General features: G+C 70.8%; 18 protein-coding genes. 5 read left to right on the forward strand and 13 right to left on the reverse strand.

All coding sequences use genetic code 11. The features are described 5' to 3' along the window. The first annotated feature begins 42 nt into the window (after positions 1-42). On the forward strand, positions 43-300 hold the full coding sequence (locus tag ACOQFR_RS14705) for an exodeoxyribonuclease VII small subunit (protein WP_421383197.1): 258 nt from the start codon (positions 43-45) through the stop codon (positions 298-300). Next, entirely contained in the window at positions 290-1168 is an 879-nt protein-coding gene (locus tag ACOQFR_RS14710) for a polyprenyl synthetase family protein (RefSeq protein ID WP_421383199.1), read from the forward strand. The genes ACOQFR_RS14705 and ACOQFR_RS14710 overlap by 11 nt, the downstream gene beginning before the upstream one ends. 107 nt (positions 1169-1275) lie before the next feature. Here ACOQFR_RS14710 and ACOQFR_RS14715 read toward each other — a convergent pair whose 3' ends face one another. Next, a complete protein-coding gene (locus ACOQFR_RS14715; RefSeq protein WP_421383201.1) occupies positions 1276-1623 on the reverse strand; it encodes a DUF4870 domain-containing protein in 348 nt (115 codons plus the stop codon). A gap of 88 nt (positions 1624-1711) precedes the next feature. Further along, positions 1712-3070, reverse strand: coding sequence for a metalloprotease PmbA (pmbA, locus tag ACOQFR_RS14720; protein ID WP_421383203.1), 1359 nt, complete (start codon positions 3068-3070; stop codon positions 1712-1714). A gap of 35 nt (positions 3071-3105) precedes the next feature. Here pmbA and yjgA point away from each other — a divergent pair, with 35 nt between their 5' ends. Further along, on the forward strand, positions 3106-3651 hold the full coding sequence (gene yjgA, locus ACOQFR_RS14725; protein ID WP_421383205.1) for a ribosome biogenesis factor YjgA: 546 nt from the start codon (positions 3106-3108) through the stop codon (positions 3649-3651). A gap of 159 nt (positions 3652-3810) precedes the next feature. Here yjgA and tldD read toward each other — a convergent pair whose 3' ends face one another. The 10 genes from tldD to leuS form a co-directional block, all read right to left on the reverse strand. After that, the gene (gene tldD, locus ACOQFR_RS14730) at positions 3811-5253 is read right to left on the reverse strand and encodes a metalloprotease TldD (RefSeq protein WP_421383207.1); all 1443 of its coding nucleotides are present in this window, start codon (positions 5251-5253) and stop codon (positions 3811-3813) included. 59 nt (positions 5254-5312) lie between these two features. Then, entirely contained in the window at positions 5313-9176 is a 3864-nt protein-coding gene (locus ACOQFR_RS14735; protein WP_421383209.1) for a YhdP family protein, read from the reverse strand. Between the two features lie 6 nt (positions 9177-9182). Continuing rightward, on the reverse strand, positions 9183-10670 hold the full coding sequence (gene rng / locus ACOQFR_RS14740; protein ID WP_421383211.1) for a ribonuclease G: 1488 nt from the start codon (positions 10668-10670) through the stop codon (positions 9183-9185). A 43-nt stretch (positions 10671-10713) separates the two neighbouring features. After that, positions 10714-11283, reverse strand: a complete 570-nt coding sequence (locus tag ACOQFR_RS14745; RefSeq protein WP_421383213.1) for a Maf family protein — start codon at positions 11281-11283, stop codon at positions 10714-10716. A gap of 64 nt (positions 11284-11347) precedes the next feature. Then, a complete protein-coding gene (gene rlmH / locus ACOQFR_RS14750) occupies positions 11348-11818 on the reverse strand; it encodes a 23S rRNA (pseudouridine(1915)-N(3))-methyltransferase RlmH (RefSeq protein ID WP_421383215.1) in 471 nt (156 codons plus the stop codon). 218 nt (positions 11819-12036) lie between these two features. Then, on the reverse strand, positions 12037-12405 hold the full coding sequence (gene rsfS / locus ACOQFR_RS14755; protein WP_421383316.1) for a ribosome silencing factor: 369 nt from the start codon (positions 12403-12405) through the stop codon (positions 12037-12039). 75 nt (positions 12406-12480) lie between these two features. Then, entirely contained in the window at positions 12481-13128 is a 648-nt protein-coding gene (gene nadD, locus ACOQFR_RS14760) for a nicotinate-nucleotide adenylyltransferase (RefSeq protein ID WP_421383217.1), read from the reverse strand. Continuing rightward, positions 13125-14171: a DNA polymerase III subunit delta gene (gene holA / locus ACOQFR_RS14765; RefSeq protein ID WP_421383219.1), complete on the reverse strand. Its 1047-nt coding sequence runs from the start codon at positions 14169-14171 to the stop codon at positions 13125-13127. Before holA ends, nadD begins: the two co-directional genes overlap by 4 nt. Continuing rightward, positions 14171-14662 carry an LPS assembly lipoprotein LptE gene (lptE, locus tag ACOQFR_RS14770; protein ID WP_421383221.1) on the reverse strand — a complete coding sequence of 164 codons (492 nt, stop codon included), beginning with the start codon at positions 14660-14662 and terminating at the stop codon, positions 14171-14173. The genes holA and lptE overlap by 1 nt, the downstream gene beginning before the upstream one ends. Before the next feature lie 5 nt (positions 14663-14667). Beyond that, on the reverse strand, positions 14668-17286 hold the full coding sequence (gene leuS / locus ACOQFR_RS14775; protein WP_421383223.1) for a leucine--tRNA ligase: 2619 nt from the start codon (positions 17284-17286) through the stop codon (positions 14668-14670). 141 nt (positions 17287-17427) lie between these two features. Between leuS and ACOQFR_RS14780 the strand changes: the two genes are divergently transcribed. Continuing rightward, positions 17428-18759, forward strand: coding sequence for an amidohydrolase family protein (locus tag ACOQFR_RS14780; RefSeq protein ID WP_421383225.1), 1332 nt, complete (start codon positions 17428-17430; stop codon positions 18757-18759). Positions 18760-18838: 79 nt separating this feature from the next. Next, positions 18839-19705, forward strand: coding sequence for a thioredoxin (trxA, locus tag ACOQFR_RS14785; RefSeq protein ID WP_421383227.1), 867 nt, complete (start codon positions 18839-18841; stop codon positions 19703-19705). A gap of 20 nt (positions 19706-19725) precedes the next feature. Here the strand turns inward: trxA and ACOQFR_RS14790 are convergent, their stop codons facing one another. After that, the gene (locus ACOQFR_RS14790; protein WP_421383229.1) at positions 19726-20523 is read right to left on the reverse strand and encodes a DUF3667 domain-containing protein; all 798 of its coding nucleotides are present in this window, start codon (positions 20521-20523) and stop codon (positions 19726-19728) included. Positions 20524-20544 lie beyond the last annotated feature (21 nt).

Raw genomic sequence — 20544 nt, forward strand, 5'->3', positions numbered from 1 at the left:
CCGCCATTGACCGTGGCGGCACCCGCCGCGCAAACTTCACCCATGGCCGCCAAGACCCCCGCAACGCCGCCGTCGCCCGTCGCCCAGTTCGAGACCTCGCTCGACGAGCTTGAACAACTGGTCCAGAAAATGGAAAAGGGCGACCTGTCTTTGGATGATTCGCTGGCCGCGTACGAACGCGGCGTCGGCCTCTACCGTCAATGCCAGGGCGCCCTGGAACAGGCCGAACTGCGCGTGCGGCTGCTCACCGATCCCACCGATCCCGAGACCGCGCAACCGTTCCAGCCCGATGCTGCGTGAGCCGCACTGGGCGCGCTGGCGCCAGGGCGTGGAAACCGGACTGGAACGCGCACTGCCGGCCCATCCGCTCGGAAACAGCACGCTGCATGCAGCCATGCGCCACGCGGTGCTGGGCGGCGGCAAGCGCCTGCGACCGATGCTGGTGCATGCCGCCGGCGAGGCCACCGGCGCCGACGAAGCCCTGCTGATCGCCCCCGCGCTGGCGGTGGAACTGGTGCATGCGTTTTCGCTGGTGCACGACGACCTGCCGGCGATGGACGACGATGCGCTTCGCCGTGGCCAGCCCACGGTGCACGTGGCGTTTGACGAAGCCACCGCGATCCTGGCGGGCGATGCGCTGCAGTCGCTGGCCTTCAGCCTGCTCGCGCACGCCGATGCGCCGGCCGCGCTGCGGGTCGGCTGGCTGGCTACGCTGGCCGACGCCACCGGCATGGCCGGCATGTGCGGCGGCCAGGCGCTGGATATGGCGGCCACCGGCCAATCGCTGGACCTCGCGCAGCTGGAAGCACTGCATGCCCTCAAGACCGGCGCACTGATCCGCGCGTCGGTCCGCATGGGTGCCCTGGCCGGCGGCGCCGACAACGCGACGCTGGCTCGGCTGGACGATTACGCCAGCGCGCTGGGCCTGGCCTTCCAGATCCGCGACGACCTGCTCGACATCGAGGGCGACAGCGCGCAGTTGGGCAAGACCGCGGGCAAGGACCAGGCCCAGGACAAGTCCACCTACCCTGCCCTGCTGGGCATGGACGGCGCGCGCCAGGCGCTGCAGCACCAGCGCGAGCGCATGACGGCGGCACTGGCCGGCCTGCCCTCCGGTGCGGACGCCCTGGCGCAGCTGGGCGAATTCGCAGTCCGTCGCGAGCATTGATCTCGCTTCCGCGTCGACGCCGGCGCCATGAACCCACGCGCGCGAAAAAAAAGAGCGGCCCGAAGGCCGCTCCGTTTGCCAGGCGCCGAGAACCGCGCCAGCCGGGATTACTTCACCAGGCGGAGGGTGAACGGGTAGCGGTAGGCCACGCCCTCGTTGGCCTTGATGCCGGCCATGATGGTGAGCACGATCCAGGCCAGGCCCACGACCAGCAGCAGCAGGAAACCGATCAGGATCAGGGTGAGCAGGCCGCTGATGATGCCGGCGATGGCGACCGTGATGTTGAAGTTCAGCGCTTCCTTGCCCTGGTCGTCCACGAACGGCATCGTGTCCTTCTTCACCAGCCAGACCACCAGCGGTGCCAGGATGTTGCCGAGCGGGATGATGAAGCCGATCAGCGATGAAAGGTGGGCGATCATGCCCCAGGTCTTCTGTTCCTGCGTAACTTCGTTCATTGGTGCTCCCCTGCGTGATTCGGCGCCCGCGGCGCCGACATCCCGCTAATTTCCGGCCTTGTGACGACAGTGTCAAGGCAACGGGGAATCAGGCCTCTCCGGCCACCATCATCCGCCCCACCAGGATAGAACCCACGGCCACGTGGGACCGGCGGTCCACGTCGGCGCCCACGGCCTCGATGGCCTGGAACAGGTCCTGCATGCGGCCGGCGATGGTGAGCTCGTCCACCGGGTGCACGATCTCGCCGTCCTGGACCCAGAAGCCCGAGGCGCCGCGGGAATAGTCGCCGGTAACGGTATTGGCGCCCTGCCCCATCAGCTCGGTGACGAGAAGGCCGGTGCCCATGCCCCGCACCAGCGCATCCAGGCCCGGCGCATTGGCCTGCACCTGCAGGTTGTGCACGCCGCCGGCGTTGCCGGTGCTCTCCAGCCCCAGCTTGCGGGCCGAATAGCTGCCCAGCAGGTAGCGGCACAGCACACCGTCGCGCACCAGGTCCGAGTCCACGGTGGCCACGCCCTCGGCGTCGAACGCCGCCGAGCGCAGACCGCGCGGCAGGTGCGGGCGCTCCACGATCGAGAACCAGGGCGGCAGGATGCGCTGGCCGGCCTGGTCGAGCAGGAAGCTGGCGCGGCGGTACAGGGCGCCACCCGAGATCGCGCCCAGCAGGTGGCCGACCAGGCTGCGCGCCATCTCGGGCGCGAACAGCACCGGGTAGTCGCCGGTGCGGATCGGCCGGGGATCGAGCCGGGCCACGGTGCGTTCGGCGGCCTGGCGCCCGACCTGCAGGGGCGACTCCAGGTCGTCGGGCGACAGTGCGCTGGTGTACCAGTAGTCGCGCTGCATCCCGTCGCCGCTGCCGGCGATCAGGGACAGGCTGAGCGAATGCTGGGTGCCGCGCTCGGCGCCGACGAAGCCGTGGCTGTTGGCGTACACCGACAGGCTTTCGCTGCTGTTGGCGCCGGCGCCGTCGGAGTTGGCGATGCGCGGGTCGGCCTCGCGGCCGGCGGCCTCGGCTTCCAGCGCGAGGGCGATCGCGCGGTCGGCGTCCAGCGGCCACGGGTGCCAGCTGTCGAATTCGCGAAGGTCCGTGGCCAGGCGCGCGGCATCGGCCAGGCCCGCCGCAGGGTCGGGCTCGGTATGGCGCGCGATCGCGCAGGCCTGGGCCACGGTGGCCTGCAGGCTGGCCGGCTGCAGGTCGGCGGTGCTGGCGCTGCCCTTGCGCTGGCCGAAGTACACCGTGACGCCGACGCCGCGGTCGCGGGTGCGCTCGACGGTTTCCACCTCGCCCATGCGCACGTTCACCGACAGGCCGCTGTCCTCGTTCATGGCCACTTCGGCCTGGGTCGCGCCCAGGGCCTCGCACTGGCGCAGCACCTCGCGCGCCAGGCCCGACAGGCGCTGCAGGCGCGCCTGGGAATCATCGGAAGCTGCGGTCAGGGGGGTCATGGGCGTATCCTTTCGCTCCGGAACGGTGGTGGACGATGCACAGCGAAGATTTCGACGAGGAAGACCAGGACTTCGGCCCCAGCCGCAGCGAGCAGCGCCGCGAGGCGCTGGGCGTGTTCGAGCTGGCGCTGCAGCTGGTCGAGCAGAGCGACGCGCGCATCCTGCAGATCCCGATGGACGAGGACCTGCGCACCCTGGTGCTGCAGTCCAAGAAGATCACCGCCCAAATCGCGCGGAAGCGGCAGGTGCAGTTCCTGGCCAAGATGATGCGGCGCGAGGACGACGAGGCCCTGCAGGCCATCCGCGCCGCGCTGGACCACGACCGGGTCGAGCGCCGGCGCGAGGCCGCGTCCCTGCACCGGGTCGAATACTGGCGCGACCGCCTGCTGGCCGAAGGCGACGACGCGCTGTCGGAGCTGCTGGTGGAATACCCGGCCGGCGACCGCCAGCAGCTGCGCCAGCTGGCCCGAAACGCGGGCCAGGAAAAACTGAAGAACAAACCGCCGCACGCCTCGCGCGAACTCTTCCGCGAACTGCGCACCCTCATCGCTGCCGATGAGGGTGGGGACGGGGCGTCCTGACGGGAGAACTTTTTTTGCCACGGAATTACGCGGATGAACGCGGATAGGGCGAAGACATTCCAGTGAGGCGAGCATGTTCATGCCGGCCAGCCATATCCCGAACTTGCCTTTGCTTCATCCGCGTTCATCCGCGTAAATCCGCGGCAAAAATCTTCTTGGTCAAGCACGGGTGCCGCCGATGGTCATGGCGTCTATCTTGAGGGTGGGCTGGCCGACGCCGACGGGCACGCTCTGGCCGTCCTTGCCGCAGATGCCCACGCCCTCGTCCAGCGCCAGGTCGCGGCCGACCATGCTCACGCGCGTCATCGCCTCCGGGCCGTTGCCGATCAGCGTGGCGCCCTTGACCGGACGCGTGATCTTCCCGTCCTCGATCAGGTAGGCCTCGGTGGCCGAGAACACGAACTTGCCGCTGGTGATGTCCACCTGGCCGCCGCCGAAGTTGGGCGCGTACAGGCCCTTCTTCACCGAGGCGATGATTTCGGCGGGATCGTAGTTGCCGGCCAGCATGTAGGTGTTGGTCATGCGCGGCATCGGCAGGTGCGCGAAGCTTTCGCGGCGGCCGTTGCCGGTGGGCGCCACGCCCATCAGGCGTGCATTGAGCGTGTCCTGCAGGTAGCCGCGCAGGATGCCGTCCTCGATCAGCGTGGTGCACTGGGTGGGGCTGCCCTCGTCGTCGATGTTGAGCGAGCCGCGCCGCCCCGGCAGCGTACCGTCGTCGACGATGGTGACGCCCGGGGCCGCCACGCGCTCGCCGATGCGGCCGGCGTACACCGAGGTGCCCTTGCGGTTGAAGTCGCCCTCCAGCCCATGACCGACCGCTTCGTGCAGCAGCACGCCGGGCCAGCCCGGACCCAGCACCACCGGCAGCGTGCCGGCGGGCGCGTCCACGGCCTCCAGGTTCACCAGCGCCTGGCGCAGCGCTTCGGCAGCCACGGCCTGCGGCCGGCCACCGGAGAACAGTTCTTCGTACGAATAACGGCCGCCCGCACCCGAGTAGCCCTGCTCGCGACGCCCGTCCTGCTCGACGATCACCTGCACGTTGAAGCGAACCAGCGGCCGCACGTCGGCGGCGATCGCGCCGTCGCTGCGCGCCACCAGCACGGTGTCCACGCCGCCCGACAGGCTGACGATGACCTGGCGCACGCGCGGGTCGCGCGCGCGCAGCCACTGGTCCACCTCGCGCAGGGTGGCGATCTTGGCGTCGGTGGCCATGCCGTCCACCGGATCCACCGGCGCGTACAGTTCGCGGCCCGGCACCACGATGCGCTGGCCACCGTCGGCCTGCGCACCGCCGCGGCTGATCGCACGCGCGGCCGAGGCCGATTCGAGCAGCGCGTCGGCGCGGATGTCGTCGGAATACGCAAAGCCGGTCTTCTCGCCGCTGACCGCACGCACGCCCACGCCCTGCTCGATCGCATGCGAGCCGTCCTTGACGATGCCGTCCTCCAGGCTCCAGCTCTCGCGCCGGCTGTGCTGGAAATACAGGTCGCCGTAGTCCACGCCCGGGCCCATCAGCCGGCCGAACGCCGCATCCAGGCCCTCCAGGCCCAGGCCACCGGGCGTGAGCAGGCGTGATTGCGCGAGTTGCAGGGTGTCGGACATGGGCGGCCAGTCGGGAAGTGAGTGGATGATGTTACAGGTGGGGGCGGTGGGGGGCGGAGTCAATTCGCTGACGGCCGCACGCTCTCGCGCGCCGCCGGCGGCCCCTTCTCCACCACTTCCACCTTCGGATCCGCCCACGGCCCGGTCACGTGGTAGACGGTGCGCGCGGCCTGCTTGAGCGGCTTCTGCAGCACGGCCTGGGCGACGGCGCCGACGGCGGCACCGACGGGGCCGCCGGCGATCGCGCCGATCGCAGGCAGCACGCCGCCGGTCTTGGGCAGCACTTCGATGCGCTGGTCGTACTGCTGGCTGCGCAGGTCGGTGGCGCCGCTGACGCGGATCTCGGCGGCCGGGCCGTCGATGCGCAGCAGGTCGGTGGTGGCGCGGCCATCGGCGAACACGAACTCGCCGCTCATGGTGTTGAAGCCGAAACCCTTGTCGAAGAAGTCGCTGAAATCCAGGGTCAGCCGGCGCGGGATCTCGGCCAGGCTGATCAGGCCCAGCACGCGGCCGCCACCCCCGGGCTCGAGTTCCAGCAGCTGGCCTTCGCCGACGTCGGCCTTCATGCGGCCAGTGAAGCGCGAGAGCGCGAAGGCGCCGGGCGAACCGGGCCATCCGCCGTCGAGGCGGCCGCGGGTTTCGCCGTCCTCCACCATGCCGGCCAGGCCGAAGGCGCCGAGCAACTGCCCCAGGCTGCTGGCGCGGAATTCGACTGCGAAATCCGATCGGCTTGTGCCCACGCCGCTGCGGCGCCAGTCGCCGCTGGCCTTTAGCTCCAGGCTAGGCGTGCCGGTGGTGAAGCGCTCGATGCGCAGCCCGCCCTCGATCGGCTTGGCCACGAGTTCGGCGCGACCGAGTTCCAGTTTGCCCACGCGCAGGTCCTGCACGGCGAAATGCAGCGCCGGCACCGCCGCAGGATCGTTGCTGCGCCCGGCATCCTCGTCGGCGCGCTGCTGGTCGCGCGCCGCACGCGCGACGGCGTCGAGCTCCTCGACCGGCACCGGCGCGGGCTTCTCCGGCCAATGCAGGCGATCAAAGCTGCCCTTGACGCCGGCGGCGAGGTCGCGCGGGATCTCGACGTTGCCCAGGATGCCCGCGCCCGTCACCTGCACGCGCGTGCGCTGCGGTTCGCGCTGCAGGCGCAGGCGCGTGTCGGTGAAGGGTGAGCCCAGCAGGTCGAGCGAGGCGACGCGCAGGTCCACTTCGTTCAGCGCGCCGGCGCCATCGCCACCGGCTGCGAAGCCGATCCAGCCGGCGGCATCGAGCGTGTCCGCGGTGCCGCGCACCACCAAACCCTGGGCTGGCACCGGCAGCTCCGCACCCGGCCCGAGCTGCAGCAGTGCCGCCATCGCATCGTCGCGGCCCATGCGGCCACGCAGGCGCAGCAGGCTGCCCCATTCCAGCGTGACTTCGCCATCGGTCACCGGCAGCGGCGCGGACAGGCGCAGCGGCCGGCCGATGCCCGCGGCCTTGCCCAAGGGCGCCGGCAGGCCCACGACGGTGCCGACCAGATCGGATTCCACCTGCAGCCGCGCCGGCGGCGCCGGCTGCCCTGGCACCGCCTGCGGCACGTCCACGGCCACGCGCCAGGCGCTGCTGCCGCTGAGATATTCGCGCAGCCAGGCCAGCGGCTCATGCCGTGCCAGCAGCACCTGCGGCGGGAAAGTTCCGTCCAGGCGGGCGCGTGCGGCAAGCGCCGCGCTGCCGGTGTAGGGCTCACCCACCGCCAGGTTGAACACGCCGGGCTGGCCCTCGAACTCGACCTGCAGATCCTCGGTGCCGAAGCCCTGGTCACTGAAGCGCGTCGTGCCGTTGACCTTGGCCAGGTCGATCTGCCAGCGCGGGTCGGACAGGTTGGCGTCCTGCAGCGTGAGCGTGCCCTCGATGCGGCGGCCGCCCAGGCGCGCGGCCAGCGGAAGGTCCAGCTGCAGCGAAACGGTGGCCGGTCCGCGGATGCGCGCGCTGAGCAGGTGCTCCTCGTACTTCGCGCGCAGCGGGCTGGCCAGCATCAGCGCCTGCAGCGACTCGCCATTGGCCGGCGAGTCGATGTCCAGGCGCAGGCGCGGGTCGCGGAAATCGGCGATGCCGCCGGCCACGCGACGCACGCGGTTGCCCTGGATCATGCCTTCGCCTTCCAGCGCCATGCCGGGGCCATCGAAGCTCACGTCCAGGTCCAGGGCCTCGGCCTCGGGCCAGCCGGGATTGAAGGCAACGCGCGCCTCGCGCACGCGGGTGCGCGCATCGAAGCGGCCCTGGCCTTCGCGGAAGGGCCAGTCGTCCAGGTCGCCCGCCAGCACGGCGCGACCCCCGACCACGTCGCCCGCGCGCAGCGCATTGTCGAGCCATTCGATGGTGGCCGGCGGCATCTTGCCCTGCACCCAGAACTTGCCGGCCGCCTGCACCGTGGACGGATCCACCGTGGCCGCCAGGTCCAGCCGCGGCTTGCTGCCGTCGCCCTGGAACAGCAGCTCGGCGCGCACGTGCGCACCAAAGTCCTCGCCGCGCACGCGCAGGCCGCTGGCGCCTACGGTCCAAAGTCCGCCGTCGCGCCACCACGCAAGGTTTCCGGCCAGGCGGAAATCCAGCGGCTGCCGGAAGCGCGGCCAGCTGAAGCGCGCCGGCCCCTCGGCCAGGCGCAGCACGCCGCCGTCCTGGTCGAAGGCGGCGTGGCCGCCCAGTCCCTGCACGCCCGGGCGATCGCCGTAGGGACTCCAGCCCACCGCATCGAAGCGCGCGGTGCCGGTCCAGCGCTCGCGGGTGCCCTGCACGCGCACGTCGTGCAGCTCGCCGTCGGGCGCGGCCTCGTGCAGCCACTCGCGCAGGCCGGGCGGCAGCGCGTCGCTCAGGCTAGCCAGCGCACGCGCGGGCGCGAAATCCATCCGGGGCGCCTGCAGCGCGTAGCGTTTGCCGCCCGCCAGCCACAGGCCATCGAAACTGCGCGGTTCGCGGCGGCCGGTCTGGTGGAAATGAAGTTCGGGCGCGTGCAGCTGCCAGCCGTTGTCGTCCACCTGCCAGCGCGCCAGCACGTCGGCGCGTTCGAACGCCACCGCGGGTGACTGCAGCCCGCCCGCCTCGCGCCGGCGCCAGGGCGTGCGTGAACTCAGGGCCAGCGGCGCGAACGCGGCGCGCGTGCGCACGTCCATCACCCGCTGGTTGTCGATGCGTGCCCACAGGTCCAGCTCGGCGCGGCCCGCCACCACCAGACCGGTGTCGGCCAGCAGCGGCGACCATTCGCCCAGCGACAGCCGGTCGCCGCCGGCCCACAGCTCGCCCGACCAGTCTTCGCGCGCCAGGTCGACCACGCCCGACAGCGGGGTGCCGCGCGGCGTGGCCCAGGCGCGCACGCCGGCCCGCAGCCGCTCGCCGCTGACGCGCAGGCGCAGGTCCAGCCGCGGCAGCGACAGCGGCTGTTCCAGCGCCGGCGAACGCACCGCCAGGCGCGCATGCTCGATCTGCAGTTCGCCCAGGGCCTCGAGCACGTCCAGCGGATCCACGCCCGGCTGGGGCTGGAACGGCAGTCCGACCATGCGCCAGCGCCGGTCCTCGCCCTGCTCCAGCGACAGCGACAGGTCGCGCACCTTGAGTTCGGTCAGCGGTTCGCCCGGCAGCAGGCCGGAATACACGGCCACCAGCAGCTCGGCGCGGCCGATGTCGAGGCTGCGGTCGCCGGCGCCGATGCGCAGATCGTCGAGCGTGAAGCGGGGGCCGCGGCGCGTCCATTCCCCGCGCGCCAGACGGAAGCTGACGGGCTCACCCACTCGCTCGGACAGCCAGCTGGCCACCTTCTCGGGATTGCGCTCCACCAGCGGCAGCAGCTGGTTGAGCAGGCCCACCGCCACCGCCGCCAGGATCAGCACCACCAGCAGGCCGTACCCGACCCAGCGGCGCGTGTGGCGGATCCGTCGGCGCAGCGCGCTGGGCATGGCCGCTTAGAGCAGCACCACGTCGTACTGCTCCTGCGCGTACTGCTCGTCGGCCTGGAATCGGATGGTCTTGCCCAGGAATTCCTCAAGCTCGGCCACCGCGGCGGATTCCTCCTCGGTGATCTTGCCCACCACCTTGGGCGACGCGATCACCAGCAGCTGCGAGGCCTCGAACTGGCGCACGGCGCGGGTGATCTCGCGGAAGATCTCGTAGGTCAGGGTTTCGGCGGTCTTGAGCGTGCCGCGCCCGCCGCACTCATGGCAGGGCTCGCACAGCAGGCGCTCGAGGCTTTCGGTGGTGCGCTTGCGCGTCATTTCCACGAGGCCCAGCGGCGAGAACTCGTAGACCGAGGTGCGGGCGTGGTCGTGCGACAGGCCCTTCTCGAGCGTGCGCAGCACCTGGCGCTTGTGCTCGTCGTCGGTCATGTCGATGAAGTCGATGATGATGATGCCGCCCAGGTTGCGCAGCCGAAGCTGGCGCGCGACGGCCTGCGCCGCCTCGAGGTTGGTGCGGTAGACGGTTTCCTCCAGGTTGCGCTGGCCCAGGAAGGAGCCGGTGTTCACGTCCACCGTGGCCATGGCCTCGGTCTGGTCGATGATCAGGTAGCCGCCGGACTTGAGCGGCACCTGCTTCTGCATCGCGCGCAGGATCTCGTCCTCGACGCCGTAGAGGTCGAAGATGGGGCGCTCGCCGGCGTAGTGCTCGATGCGCTCGGCCAGTTCGGGCATGAACTGGCGCGCGAACGCGGTCAGCCGGTCGAAGGCCTCGCGCGAGTCCACCCGCACCTTGTCCACTTCCTTGCGCATCAGGTCGCGCACGGCGCGCAGCGGCAGCGACAGGTCCTCGTAGATGCGCTGGCCGACCTTGGTGCTGGCGCTGGCGGCCTGGATCACGCCCCAGGCGCGGCGCAGGTAGGCCACGTCCTCGGCCAGGGCCTCGTCGGGCTGGCCCTCGGCATTGGTGCGCACGATGTAGCCCTGGCCCGAGCCGTTGGCCAGGGTGGCCATCAGGGTCTTGAGCCGGGCGCGCTCGGTTTCGTCCTCGATGCGCGCCGACACGCCCAGCACGCGCGAATGCGGCAGGAACACCAGGTAGCGCGAAGGAATCGAGATCTGCGTGGTCAGGCGCGCGCCCTTGCCGCCGATCGGGTCCTTGACCACCTGCACCACGATCTCCTGGCCTTCGTGCACCAGCGAGTTGATGGTGGGCGTGGGGCCGGGCGCGGGGGGCGCGGATTCCTCGCCCTCCACGGGCTGCGCCAGCGGCAGCTTGAGGATGTCGGAGGCGTGCAGGAACGCGGCGCGATCCAGCCCGATTTCCACGAATGCCGCCTGCATGCCCGGCATCACCCGCTGCACGCGGCCCTTGTAGATGTTGCCGACCACGCCCCGGCGCGAAGCGCGCTCGATGTGCAGTTCCTGCAGCATGCCGTTCTCGACCACCGCCACGCGGGTCTCGCGCGGCGTCACGTTGATCAGGATTTCCTCGGACACGGGGTTCCCTCGGGTGGATCGATCGGGTGGTGCGGCGAAGGCCTCATTCCAGCAGGCCGAACCCGCGCAGCAACTCGGCGGTCTCGTGCAGCGGCAGGCCCATGACGCCGGAGTGGCTGCCGGAAAGGTGCGAGACGAAGGCCGCGGCGCGGCCTTGGATTGCGTAGGCGCCGGCCTTGCCGAAGCATTCGCCGGTGGCCAGGTAGGCGTCGATGCGGGCCGGCGTGAGCGTCTCGAAGCGCACGTCGGTCAGGCTGGTGGCATGCAGCTCGCGGCCGGCGTCCACCAGCCACACCGTGGACACCACGCGGTGCGTGCGGCCCGACAGCAGGCCGAGCATGCGGGCCGCCTCGGCCGCGTCAGCCGGCTTGCCGAACACGACGTCGTCAAGCACGACCTCGGTGTCCGCGCCCAGCACCACCGCACCGGGCGTGCCGACCACCGCCAGCAGGCCGGCGCCGGCCTTTTCGCGCGCCACGCGGCTGACATAGGCTTCGGGCGGTTCGCCCGGCAGGCGCTGTTCGGGAACGTCCACGTCCAGCAGCCCGAACTGCATCCCCAACTGGGTGAGCAACTCGCGGCGGCGTGGCGATTGCGAGGCTAGATAGAGCATCCGGCAAGCATAGCCGCTGAGGCCGGGGTCGGGCACCCGCGGCGGGTCGACGGCCCGCTGTCGTTCAGGCGCGATGGTAGGGATGGTTGGCCAGCAGGCTGGCGGCGCGATAGAGCTGCTCGGCCAGCACCAGCCGCACCAGCATGTGTGGCAGGGTCAGCGGCCCCAGCGACCAGCTTTCGGCCGAGGCCGCGATCACTTCGGGCGCATGTCCTTCCGGACCGCCGATCAGGAAGGCCAGGTCCCTGCCCTGCTGTCGCCAGTGCTCCAGTCGCTGCGCCAGCTGTTCGGACGACCAGGCCTTCCCGCGGCCATCCAGGCTGACCACATGCGCGCCGCGCGGCACCGCGGCCAGCACGCGCGCGCCTTCGTCCGACATCGCACGCGCGGCATCGCGGCCCTTGCCGCGCACGCCCGGCGCCACTTCCACCAGTTCCAGCGGCAGCCAGTGCGAAAGCCGCTTCTGGTACTCGCCAAACCCGGTCGCCACCCAGTCGGGGGCACGCTCGCCCACGGCGATCAGCCGGGCTTTCATGTGTGCGTAACGGAGGGCATTTCAGACGCGGACAAAAGCGCATGAACGCGGACAGAGCGTTGAAAATAAGGGTGCGTTCGCGCGCGTTCCGGGCCTGGCCCCATTTCTCTTCTCGCCCTTATCCGCGTCAATGCGCTCTTATCCGCGTCAAAAAACCGCTCCAGGCCCTATCCGCGGCCATCCGCGAAAATCCGCGGCAAAAAAATGCGGCAAAAAAATCAGGCGTGCCCGACATCTTCCGGCGGCTGGTCGCCCACGGTCCACAGCCGCTCGAGCGCGTAGAACTCGCGCACACGGGGCAGCATGACGTGCACGATGACGTCGCCCAGGTCCACCAGCACCCACTCGGCCTCGCGCTCGCCCTCGACGCCCAGCGGCATCACGCCGCACTTCTTGGCGAAGCGGACCACTTCGTCGGCGACCGACTTCACGTGGCGGGTGGAGGTGCCGGACACCACCACCAGGTAGTCGGCGATCGAGGTCTTGCCGCGCACGTCGATCTCGACGGCATCCTTGGCCTTCATCTCCTCCAGCGCCAGGTGGACCTGCTTGAGGATCGCCTCCGGCGAGGGGGCCGGGTCGGGCATCTGGGTCTTGATGACGTGGGTTGGCGTGGTCAACGTGGCGCTCTGGCGGGAAAGACGAGCCGGATTATACGCCCGCTAGCCGGCGCCGGCCCGGTACAGGCCGTGAACGGCGATAAACGCCGCCACGCCGGGCGCCAGCCAGTCACCGGTCGGTTGGCCGTCACGCAGCCGGTGGCGGATTTCGGTGGCCGAAGCGGGATGGGGCGGCATCTCCAGCACCAGCACCCTGCCCGCGGGCGCGGTCCACAGGTCAGCCGCGTCCCCGGTCCAGCGGCCCTCGCAGGCCTGCTGCAGCGCCTCGGGCAGGTCCGAAAGGTCGTGGCCAGGCCGAACCGCCACGACAAAATGGGCCAGGCCGGGCAAGTCACGCCAGTGGTGCCAGCTCGGCAGTCCGCGGAAGGCATCGGCCCCGATCAGCCAGACCACCGGGTGGTCGGGGCCGAGTTCGAGGCGCAACTCGTGCAGCGTGTCCACGGTCCAGGACGGGGTGCTGCGGCGCAATTCACGCCGGTCCACCTCGAAACCCGGGTGTCCGGACACCGCCAGGTCCAGCATTTCGGCGCGCTGCACGGCACTGGCGCCCGGCGCGGCGCGGTGCGGCGGATCCGCCGCGGGCAGGAAGTGCACCTGCGCCTGCAGCGCGTCGCGTGCGGCCTGCGCCACGGCCAGGTGGCCGGCGTGCACCGGGTCGAAGGTGCCGCCGTAGTACAGCACCCGGCTCACGAGGCCAGCAGCTTGCGCGCCCGCCCGTCGGCGATCGCCACCAGCAGGCGCTCGAGCAGCAGCCACGGATCGCCGTCGCCGCGGCCCTTGGCGGCGCGGTCGATGCGGCCGCATTCGGCGGCGAAGGCTTCCCAGCGCGGGGCCGGATGCCGCTCCAGCGCGCGCCGGTAGATCGGCTGCTTGCTGTCCCAGATGCGCGCCTCGCGCATGGCCGACGCCACGTTGCCGCCGTCGGCCACCGCCCGCGAGAGGCTGCACAGGCCCAGCACCTCGCGCGCGACCATGGGCATCAGCCCGGCCACCTGGTCGCCCTCGGCCCGCAGTGCGGACAGCATGCGCACCGCACGCACCGAATCACCGGCCAGCGCCGCATCCACGAGCTTGAACACATCGAAACGCGAAGAATCCGCGACCAGTTTTTCCATCTGCGCGGCGTCAATGGCCTCGGAGCGCGTGCCGCGCGCTGCGCCCACCAGCAGCGCCAGCTTGTCCACTTCCTGGGCGGCGGCGAGCAGGTTGCCTTCCACGCGGTCCGCCAGCCGCTGCACGGCATCGGGCGTGGCCACGAGGCCGCGGCTTCGCAGGCGGCGCTCGAGCCAGTCGCCCAGCTCGTGCGGCTTCAGCGGCCATACGGCCACCAGATGCCCCACGCGCGCGATGGCCTCGCTCCACTTGCCGGCGTGCGCGCGGCTCCAGTCCTGCGCGGTGATCAGCAGCACGGTGTCGGGCGGCGGGTTGTCGCAGTACTCGCGCAGGGCTTCGCTGCCGTCCTTGCCGGGCTTGCCGGTGGGCAGCCGCAGGTCGAACAGGCGGCGGCTGGCGAACAGGCTCAGCGAGGCCATGCCCTGGCCCAGGGTGTTCCAGTTGAAGCTGCCCTCGGCGTCGTAGACCTCGCGCTCGCCGTAGCCTTCTTCCCGGGCCTTGGCGCGGATCGCATCGGCGGCCTCCTGCACCAGCAGCGGCTCGGCGCCCGCCACCAGGTAGACCGGGCGCAGCGGCTCGCCGGCCAGCTGGCGCTCCAGGCGATCGGGCCGCAGCTCCATCAGTCGGCGCGCAGCACCGCGTCCACGCGCCGCAGGATGGCGGCCTGCATGTCGCGGCGCAGTTCGGCCTGGATCAGCTGCTGCTCGGCCGGGCTGCCCACGGAAGCGACCGAGTCGTAGGTGAACTCGCGCCGCAGTTCCACCACCTGCTGCGGAATCAGCGTGGCGCCGTCGGCGCCCTGCAGGTCGAACTGCACGCGGTAGCGGGTTTCGTACTCGCGCACCTGGGCGCGCTCGTCCACGACCAGCGGGCGCGTGTCCAGGGTCTCGCCCAGTACGCGCAGCACCGAGGCGGGCTGGCCGTCGACCGCCGGCTGCGCGCCGGCGCGCGCCAGCGCGGTGGACAGGCCCTGGCCCAGCGGGCTGTAGGGATCGGCGGTCTGCACCTTCACCGGGCCCAGCTCGGTGGCGAGGGCCAGCGAGGCGCGCGGACGGAAGCCGCAGGCCGAAAGGGCCACGACCAGGCAAACCAGGACCAGGACACGTGCCATGCGACTCACCCCGCGACGATGTTGACGATCTTGCCCGGCACGATGATCACCTTGCGCACGGACAAGCCTTCCATGAACTTTTGCACGTTCGGCTCGGCCAAGGCCAGCGTTTCGATGTTTTCCCGGCTGGCGCCGACCGCCACGTCCAGCGTGGCGCGCAGCTTGCCATTGACCTGCACCGCCAGCGTGACCGCGTCACGCACCAGCGCCGCCGGGTCGGCCTGCGGGAACGGCACGTCTTCCAGCGTGGTCTCGACGTGGCCCAGCAGCTGCCACAGCGCATGCGAGGTATGCGGGGTGATCGGATTGAGCAGCAGGGTCACGGCCTCGAAGGCCTCCTGGCGCAGCGCGCGCGCCTGGTCGCCCGACTCGTCGAACTTCGACAGCGCGTTGAGCAGCTCCATCACCGCGGCGATCGCGGTGTTGAAGGTGTGGCGGCGGCCGTAGTCGTCGCCGACCTTCTGGATGGTCTCGTGCAGCTGGCGGCGCAAGGCCTTGTGCGCGGCGTCCAGCGCGCCCGGATCCAGCGCCGGCGCCGGGCCTTCGGCCACGTGGCGGTTCACCTGCGACCACAGGCGGCGCAGGAAACGCGCCATGCCCTCCACGCCAGCCTCGTTCCACTCCAGGCTCTGCTCGGGCGGCGCCGCGAACATCGAGAACAGGCGCACCGTGTCGGCGCCGTAGCGGTCCACCATCGTCTGCGGATCGACGCCATTGTTCTTGGACTTGGCCATCTTCTCGGTGCCGCCGATCTTCACCGGCAGGCCGTCGCTGCGCAGCACCGCGCCGGTGGCATGGCCCCTGGCGTCGCGCACCACGTCCACGTCGGCCGGATTGAACCAGTCGTTGGGCGCGCCCGGATTCTCGCGGTAGAAGGTGTCGGCGATCACCATGCCCTGGCAAAGCAGGTTGGTGGCCGGTTCGTCCGTCTTCACCAGCCCCGCGTCGCGCATGAGCTTGTGATAGAAGCGGAAATACATCAGGTGCATGATCGCGTGCTCGATGCCGCCGATGTACTGGTCGACCGGCAGCCAGTGGTTGGCGCGTTCGTCCACCAGGTCGGTGGCACCCGGCGAGGTGTAGCGCGCGTAGTACCAGCTCGACTCCATGAAGGTGTCGAAGGTGTCGGTCTCGCGCTCGGCCGGGCCGCCGCACTGCGGGCAGGCGGTCTGGCGCCAGGCGGGGTCGGCCTTGATCGGCGAGGCGACGCCGGTGAAGGCCACGTCCTCGGGCAGCACCACCGGCAGCTGGTCCTCGGGCACGGGCAGCGCGCCGCAGGCCTGGCAGTACACCACCGGGATCGGGCAGCCCCAGTAGCGCTGGCGGCTGACGCCCCAGTCGCGCAAGCGGAAGTTGACGCGACGCTGGCCCTGCGACTGCTGCGCAAGCCGGGCCGCGAACGCCTCGAACGCGCCCTTGTGGTCCAGGCCGTCGAAATCGCCGGAGTTGACCACGCGCAGGCCCGGCGCGGCCTTGTCGGAGTACCAGTCCTGCCAGGCGGCCGCGTCGTAGTCGTGGCCGTCCACCGCGATCACCTGGCGGATCGGCAGCGCGTACTTGTGCGCGAACTCGAAGTCGCGCTGGTCGTGGCCCGGCACCGCCATCACCGCGCCGGTGCCGTAGCCCATCAGCACGAAGTTGGCGATCCACACCGGCACCGGCTCGCCGCTGACCGGGTGGGTCGCGTACAGGCCGGTGAAGATGCCCTTCTTTTCCTGCTGCTCCAGCTCGGCCTCGGACACGCCGCCGCGGCGGCATTCGTCGATGAAGGCGCGCACGGCGGCATCGGACTCACCGGCGCGCGCTGCCACCGGGTGTTCGGCGGCGACGGCGACGTAGGTGACGCCCATCAGCGTGTCGGGCCGGGTGGTGAACACGGTCAGCGGCTCGGCCTGGCCGGGCAGCGCGAACTGGATTTCCAGGCCCTCGCTGCGGCCGATCCAGTTGCGCTGCATGGTCTTGACCGCCTCGGGCCAGCCCGGCAGCGTGTCCAGGCCGTCGAGCAGTTCCTGGGCGTAGTCGGTGATCTTCAGGAACCACTGCGGGATCTCGCGCTTCTCCACCAGCGCGCCGCTGCGCCAGCCGCGGCCGTCGATCACCTGCTCGTTGGCCAGCACCGTGTGGTCGACCGGATCCCAGTTCACCACCGAATTCTTGCGGTACACCAGGCCCTTCTTCATCAGGCGGGTGAACATCAGCTGCTCCCACCGGTAGTACTCCGGGGTGCAGGTGGCGAAGGTGCGGCTCCAGTCGTAGGCGAAGCCCAGGCGCTCGAGCTGGGCGCGCATGTGCTCGATGTTCCGGTAGGTCCACTTGGCCGGCGCGGTGTTGTTCTTGATCGCGGCGTTCTCGGCGGGCAGGCCGAACGCATCCCAGCCCATCGGCTGCAGCACGTTGTAGCCCTTCATGCGCCGGTGCCGGCTTATCACGTCGCCGATGGTGTAGTTGCGCACGTGGCCCATGTGCAGCGCGCCCGACGGATACGGCAGCATCGAGAGGCAGTAGTACTTCGGGCGCGGGTCGTCCTCGCGCACCTGGAAGGCGGCGGTGGACTGCCAATGGGCTTGCGCGGCGGTTTCCACCGCCTTCGGGTCGTAGGCGCTGGGGTCTTGGATGTCGGACATGGGTTTGGGGCAGGGAAAAACAGGCGTCCAGCGTAACAAATCGGGGGTGGCAGGTCTGCGGCGGCGGCCGGGCCCCGCCGGGCCGGGGCCCGCTGCCGGCCGGGACGGCGGTTAACATCGGGCCTCACCCTGGAGACCCGCATGCGCCCGACCCGCACCCCGCTGTTGCTGGCCCTCGCCCTGGCCCTGCCTGTCCCGGCCCTGTCCGCGGGCCCGGCGCCCGAGGCCATCGCCCTGCACTGCGGCCTGCTGTTCGACAGCGCCCGCGGCCGCAGCACGGCCGACCAGACCGTGGTGGTGGCCGAGGGCAAGGTGCGCGAAATCCGGGCCGGCATGGCGCCGGTCGAAGGCGCCCGCTCGGTGGACCTGTCCGGCCATACCTGCAGCCCTGGCTGGATCGACCTGCACGTGCACCTGGACGGCGAGTCCAGCCCCGACAGCTATTCCGAAGGCTTCCGGCTCAACCCGGATTTCCTGGCGCTGCGCGCCTCGGGCTACGCCGGCAAGACCCTGGACGCGGGCTTCACCACGGTGCGCGACCTGGGCGGCGAAGTGACCCTGGCCCTGCGCGACGCGATCAACCAGGGGCTGGTGCGCGGCCCGCGCATCTACGCGGCAGGCAAGTCCATCGCCACCACCGGCGGCCATGCCGACCCCACCAATGGCGTGAGCCGCGAGATCGGCGCGGCCCTGGGCACGCCCGGCCCGGTGCAGGGCGTGATCAACAGCCCCGACGAGGCCCGCGCGGCCGTGCGCCAGCGCTACAAGGACGGATCGGACCTGATCAAGATCACCGCCACCGGCGGCGTGCTGAGTTACGCCAAGAGCGGCGACGGCCCGCAGTTCACGCTGGAGGAAGTGCAGGCGATCGTGGCGGCGGCCAAGGACTACGGCTACCGCGTGGCCGCCCACGCACATGGCAAGGAAGGCATGCGCCGCGCCATCGTCGGCGGCGTGACCTCGATCGAGCACGGCACCTACATGGACGACGAGATCTTCGCGCTGATGAAGAAGCACGGCACCTGGTACGTGCCCACCATCAGCGCCGGCCGCTTCGTGGCCGACAAGTCGAAGATCGACGGCTTCTACCCGGCCGTGGTGCGGCCGAAGGCCGCGCGCATCGGCGCGCTGATCCAGTCCACCTTCGGGCGCGCATTCCGGGCCGGGGTGAAGATCGGCTTCGGCACCGATTCCGGCGTGAGCCTGCACGGGCAGAACGCCGACGAATTCATCTACATGGTCGAGGCCGGGCTGCCCGCGAACGAGGCCCTGCGCACTGCCACCGTGAACGCGGCCCAGGTACTGGGCGTGGACGACATCGGCCAGCTGGCGCCGGGATTCCGCGCCGACGTGGTGGCGATGCCCGGCGACCCGCTGGCCGACATCAGCGTCGTCAAGCAGGTGGACTTCGTGATGAAGGACGGCGTGGTGGTGCGTTCGGCCGATGCCGCCGCCGGCGCCGCCACCCGCTGACCCCGACGCGCCCGCACTTGTCTCCGGGCCGTCCTGCCACCATCTCCGAGCCCAAGACCCGCCCCACGGACCCGACCCGATGAATGCCGCTGCCCCTGCCCACGTTTTCGACGCCACCCTGCCCAGCTTCGAGCAGGATGTGCTGCTCAAGTCAAAGGAAGTCCCCGTGCTGGTGGACTTCTGGGCCACCTGGTGCGGCCCCTGCAAGACGCTGGGCCCGGTGCTGGAGAAGCTCGCCGGCGAGTACAACGGCGGCTTCCTGCTGGCCAAGGTGGACGTGGACAAGGAACAGCAGCTGGCCGGCTACTTCCAGATCAAGTCGGTGCCGACGGTGATGCTGGTGAAGGACGGCCAGATCGTCGACGGGTTTCCCGGCGCGTTGCCGGAAGGCCAGCTGCGCGAGTTCCTGCAGCACCACGGCGTCGCGCCGATGGAGGCCGCGGAAGAAGAAGCCCCGGCCGCCGAGGCCCCGCGCGATCCGCACGAGGAGGTGGTGCGCCTGCGCGCCGCGACCGCGGCCGAGCCGGACAAGGACGAACTGCGCCTGGACCTGGCGCTGGCCCTGCTCAAGACCGGCGCCGTGGCCGAAGCGGAAAAGCTGCTCGACGGCCTGCCCGCCAACCTGGCGCAGGACGACCGCGCCCTGCGAGGCCGCGCCCGCCTGGGCTTCGCCGCGCTGCTGGCCGATGCGCCGCCGCGCGAGGTGCTGCAGGCCGCGATCGCCACCGACCCGGCCGACCTGCGCGCGCGCCACCTGCTGGGCGCGCACCTGATCGTGGCCAACGAATCGCAGGCGGGCCTGGAACAGTTCCTGGAGATGCTGCGGCGCGACCGCGGCTACCAGGACGGCCTGCCGCGCAAGGCCCTGATCGATGCCTTCCGCGTGGTCGAAGACGAGGACCTGGTGGGAAGCTACCGCCGCAAGATGGCGACGCTGATCTTCTGACCGCCGCGGCCGCGACCCGCTCAGGTCAAGGCGAAGGTGATCACGAACTGCAGCGTGCGGTAGAGGTAGACGCTGGCCAGCAGCATCAGGACCAGCAGCGGTACCGGCACCAGCAGGGCCAGCCACCACGGGCTGTCGTACGCGCGCCGCAGCCCGAAGCTGAAGTGCAGCACGATCAGGGCCGCCGTACCCACCGCCACGCCCAGCGGCAGCACGCCGGTGCCCTGCAACCCCAGCCAGTCGTAAACGTAGCCCCCGGGCAGCAGCACCAGCTGCAGGAACAGCAGCAGGAAGGTGAACTGGTGCGTGGCCACCACCAGGTGTTCGGCGAAATAGCGCCGCTGGCGGAAATACACCGCCCACAGTCCGACGGCCAGGAACGGGATGTGCACCACGATCAGCGCCTTGCCCACGTTGGCGGACTCGGCGTCGTATTCGCGCGCGTAGTTGGCGATCAGGTAGGGCGGCGACCGTTCCGGACGCGAGGCTTCCGGCAGCCGCGCCCAGCGCTGCCGCTGTTCGGCATTGCGCTGGGCGATTCGCTGCTCCACCCAGCCGGCCGTCAGCGCCGAGTGCGGCTGACCGTGCATCTGGTCGGTCAGCGGCAGGTTGAAGTCGCTGATGCCGGTCGGCAGCACGAAGTACAGCAGGTTGGCCAGCAGGAACAGCGTGGTCGGCGCCATCCAGTGTTTGCGGCGGCCGTCCAGGTAGTCGCGGGAAAGCCGGCCCGGCTGGAACAGCAGCGCCCGCAGGCTGCGCCAGAACCGCCCGTCGAGGTCGGTGGCCGAGGCAAAAAATTGCCCCAGCAGATGGCCCATGCGGCGATCGGCCTCGACCAT

It is taken from the genome of Arenimonas sp. MALMAid1274, assembly GCF_049195245.1.
Lineage (GTDB): Bacteria > Pseudomonadota > Gammaproteobacteria > Xanthomonadales > Xanthomonadaceae > Arenimonas.

What these genes read in the sequence shown, in the direction of transcription:
- ACOQFR_RS14705 (WP_421383197.1), top strand. Translation starts at nt 43, where the DNA reads ATGGCCGCCAAGACCCCCGCAACGCCGCCGTCGCCCGTCGCCCAGTTC.
- ACOQFR_RS14710 (WP_421383199.1), top strand. Translation starts at nt 290, where the DNA reads ATGCTGCGTGAGCCGCACTGGGCGCGCTGGCGCCAGGGCGTGGAAACC.
- ACOQFR_RS14715 (WP_421383201.1), bottom strand. Translation starts at nt 1,623, where the DNA reads ATGAACGAAGTTACGCAGGAACAGAAGACCTGGGGCATGATCGCCCAC.
- pmbA (WP_421383203.1), bottom strand. Translation starts at nt 3,070, where the DNA reads ATGACCCCCCTGACCGCAGCTTCCGATGATTCCCAGGCGCGCCTGCAG.
- yjgA (WP_421383205.1), top strand. Translation starts at nt 3,106, where the DNA reads ATGCACAGCGAAGATTTCGACGAGGAAGACCAGGACTTCGGCCCCAGC.
- tldD (WP_421383207.1), bottom strand. Translation starts at nt 5,253, where the DNA reads ATGTCCGACACCCTGCAACTCGCGCAATCACGCCTGCTCACGCCCGGT.
- ACOQFR_RS14735 (WP_421383209.1), bottom strand. Translation starts at nt 9,176, where the DNA reads ATGCCCAGCGCGCTGCGCCGACGGATCCGCCACACGCGCCGCTGGGTC.
- ACOQFR_RS14745 (WP_421383213.1), bottom strand. Translation starts at nt 11,283, where the DNA reads ATGCTCTATCTAGCCTCGCAATCGCCACGCCGCCGCGAGTTGCTCACC.
- rlmH (WP_421383215.1), bottom strand. Translation starts at nt 11,818, where the DNA reads ATGAAAGCCCGGCTGATCGCCGTGGGCGAGCGTGCCCCCGACTGGGTG.
- rsfS (WP_421383316.1), bottom strand. Translation starts at nt 12,405, where the DNA reads ATGCCCGACCCGGCCCCCTCGCCGGAGGCGATCCTCAAGCAGGTCCAC.
- holA (WP_421383219.1), bottom strand. Translation starts at nt 14,171, where the DNA reads ATGGAGCTGCGGCCCGATCGCCTGGAGCGCCAGCTGGCCGGCGAGCCG.
- lptE (WP_421383221.1), bottom strand. Translation starts at nt 14,662, where the DNA reads ATGGCACGTGTCCTGGTCCTGGTTTGCCTGGTCGTGGCCCTTTCGGCC.
- leuS (WP_421383223.1), bottom strand. Translation starts at nt 17,286, where the DNA reads ATGTCCGACATCCAAGACCCCAGCGCCTACGACCCGAAGGCGGTGGAA.
- ACOQFR_RS14780 (WP_421383225.1), top strand. Translation starts at nt 17,428, where the DNA reads ATGCGCCCGACCCGCACCCCGCTGTTGCTGGCCCTCGCCCTGGCCCTG.
- trxA (WP_421383227.1), top strand. Translation starts at nt 18,839, where the DNA reads ATGAATGCCGCTGCCCCTGCCCACGTTTTCGACGCCACCCTGCCCAGC.
- ACOQFR_RS14790 (WP_421383229.1), bottom strand. Translation starts at nt 20,523, where the DNA reads ATGGGCCATCTGCTGGGGCAATTTTTTGCCTCGGCCACCGACCTCGAC.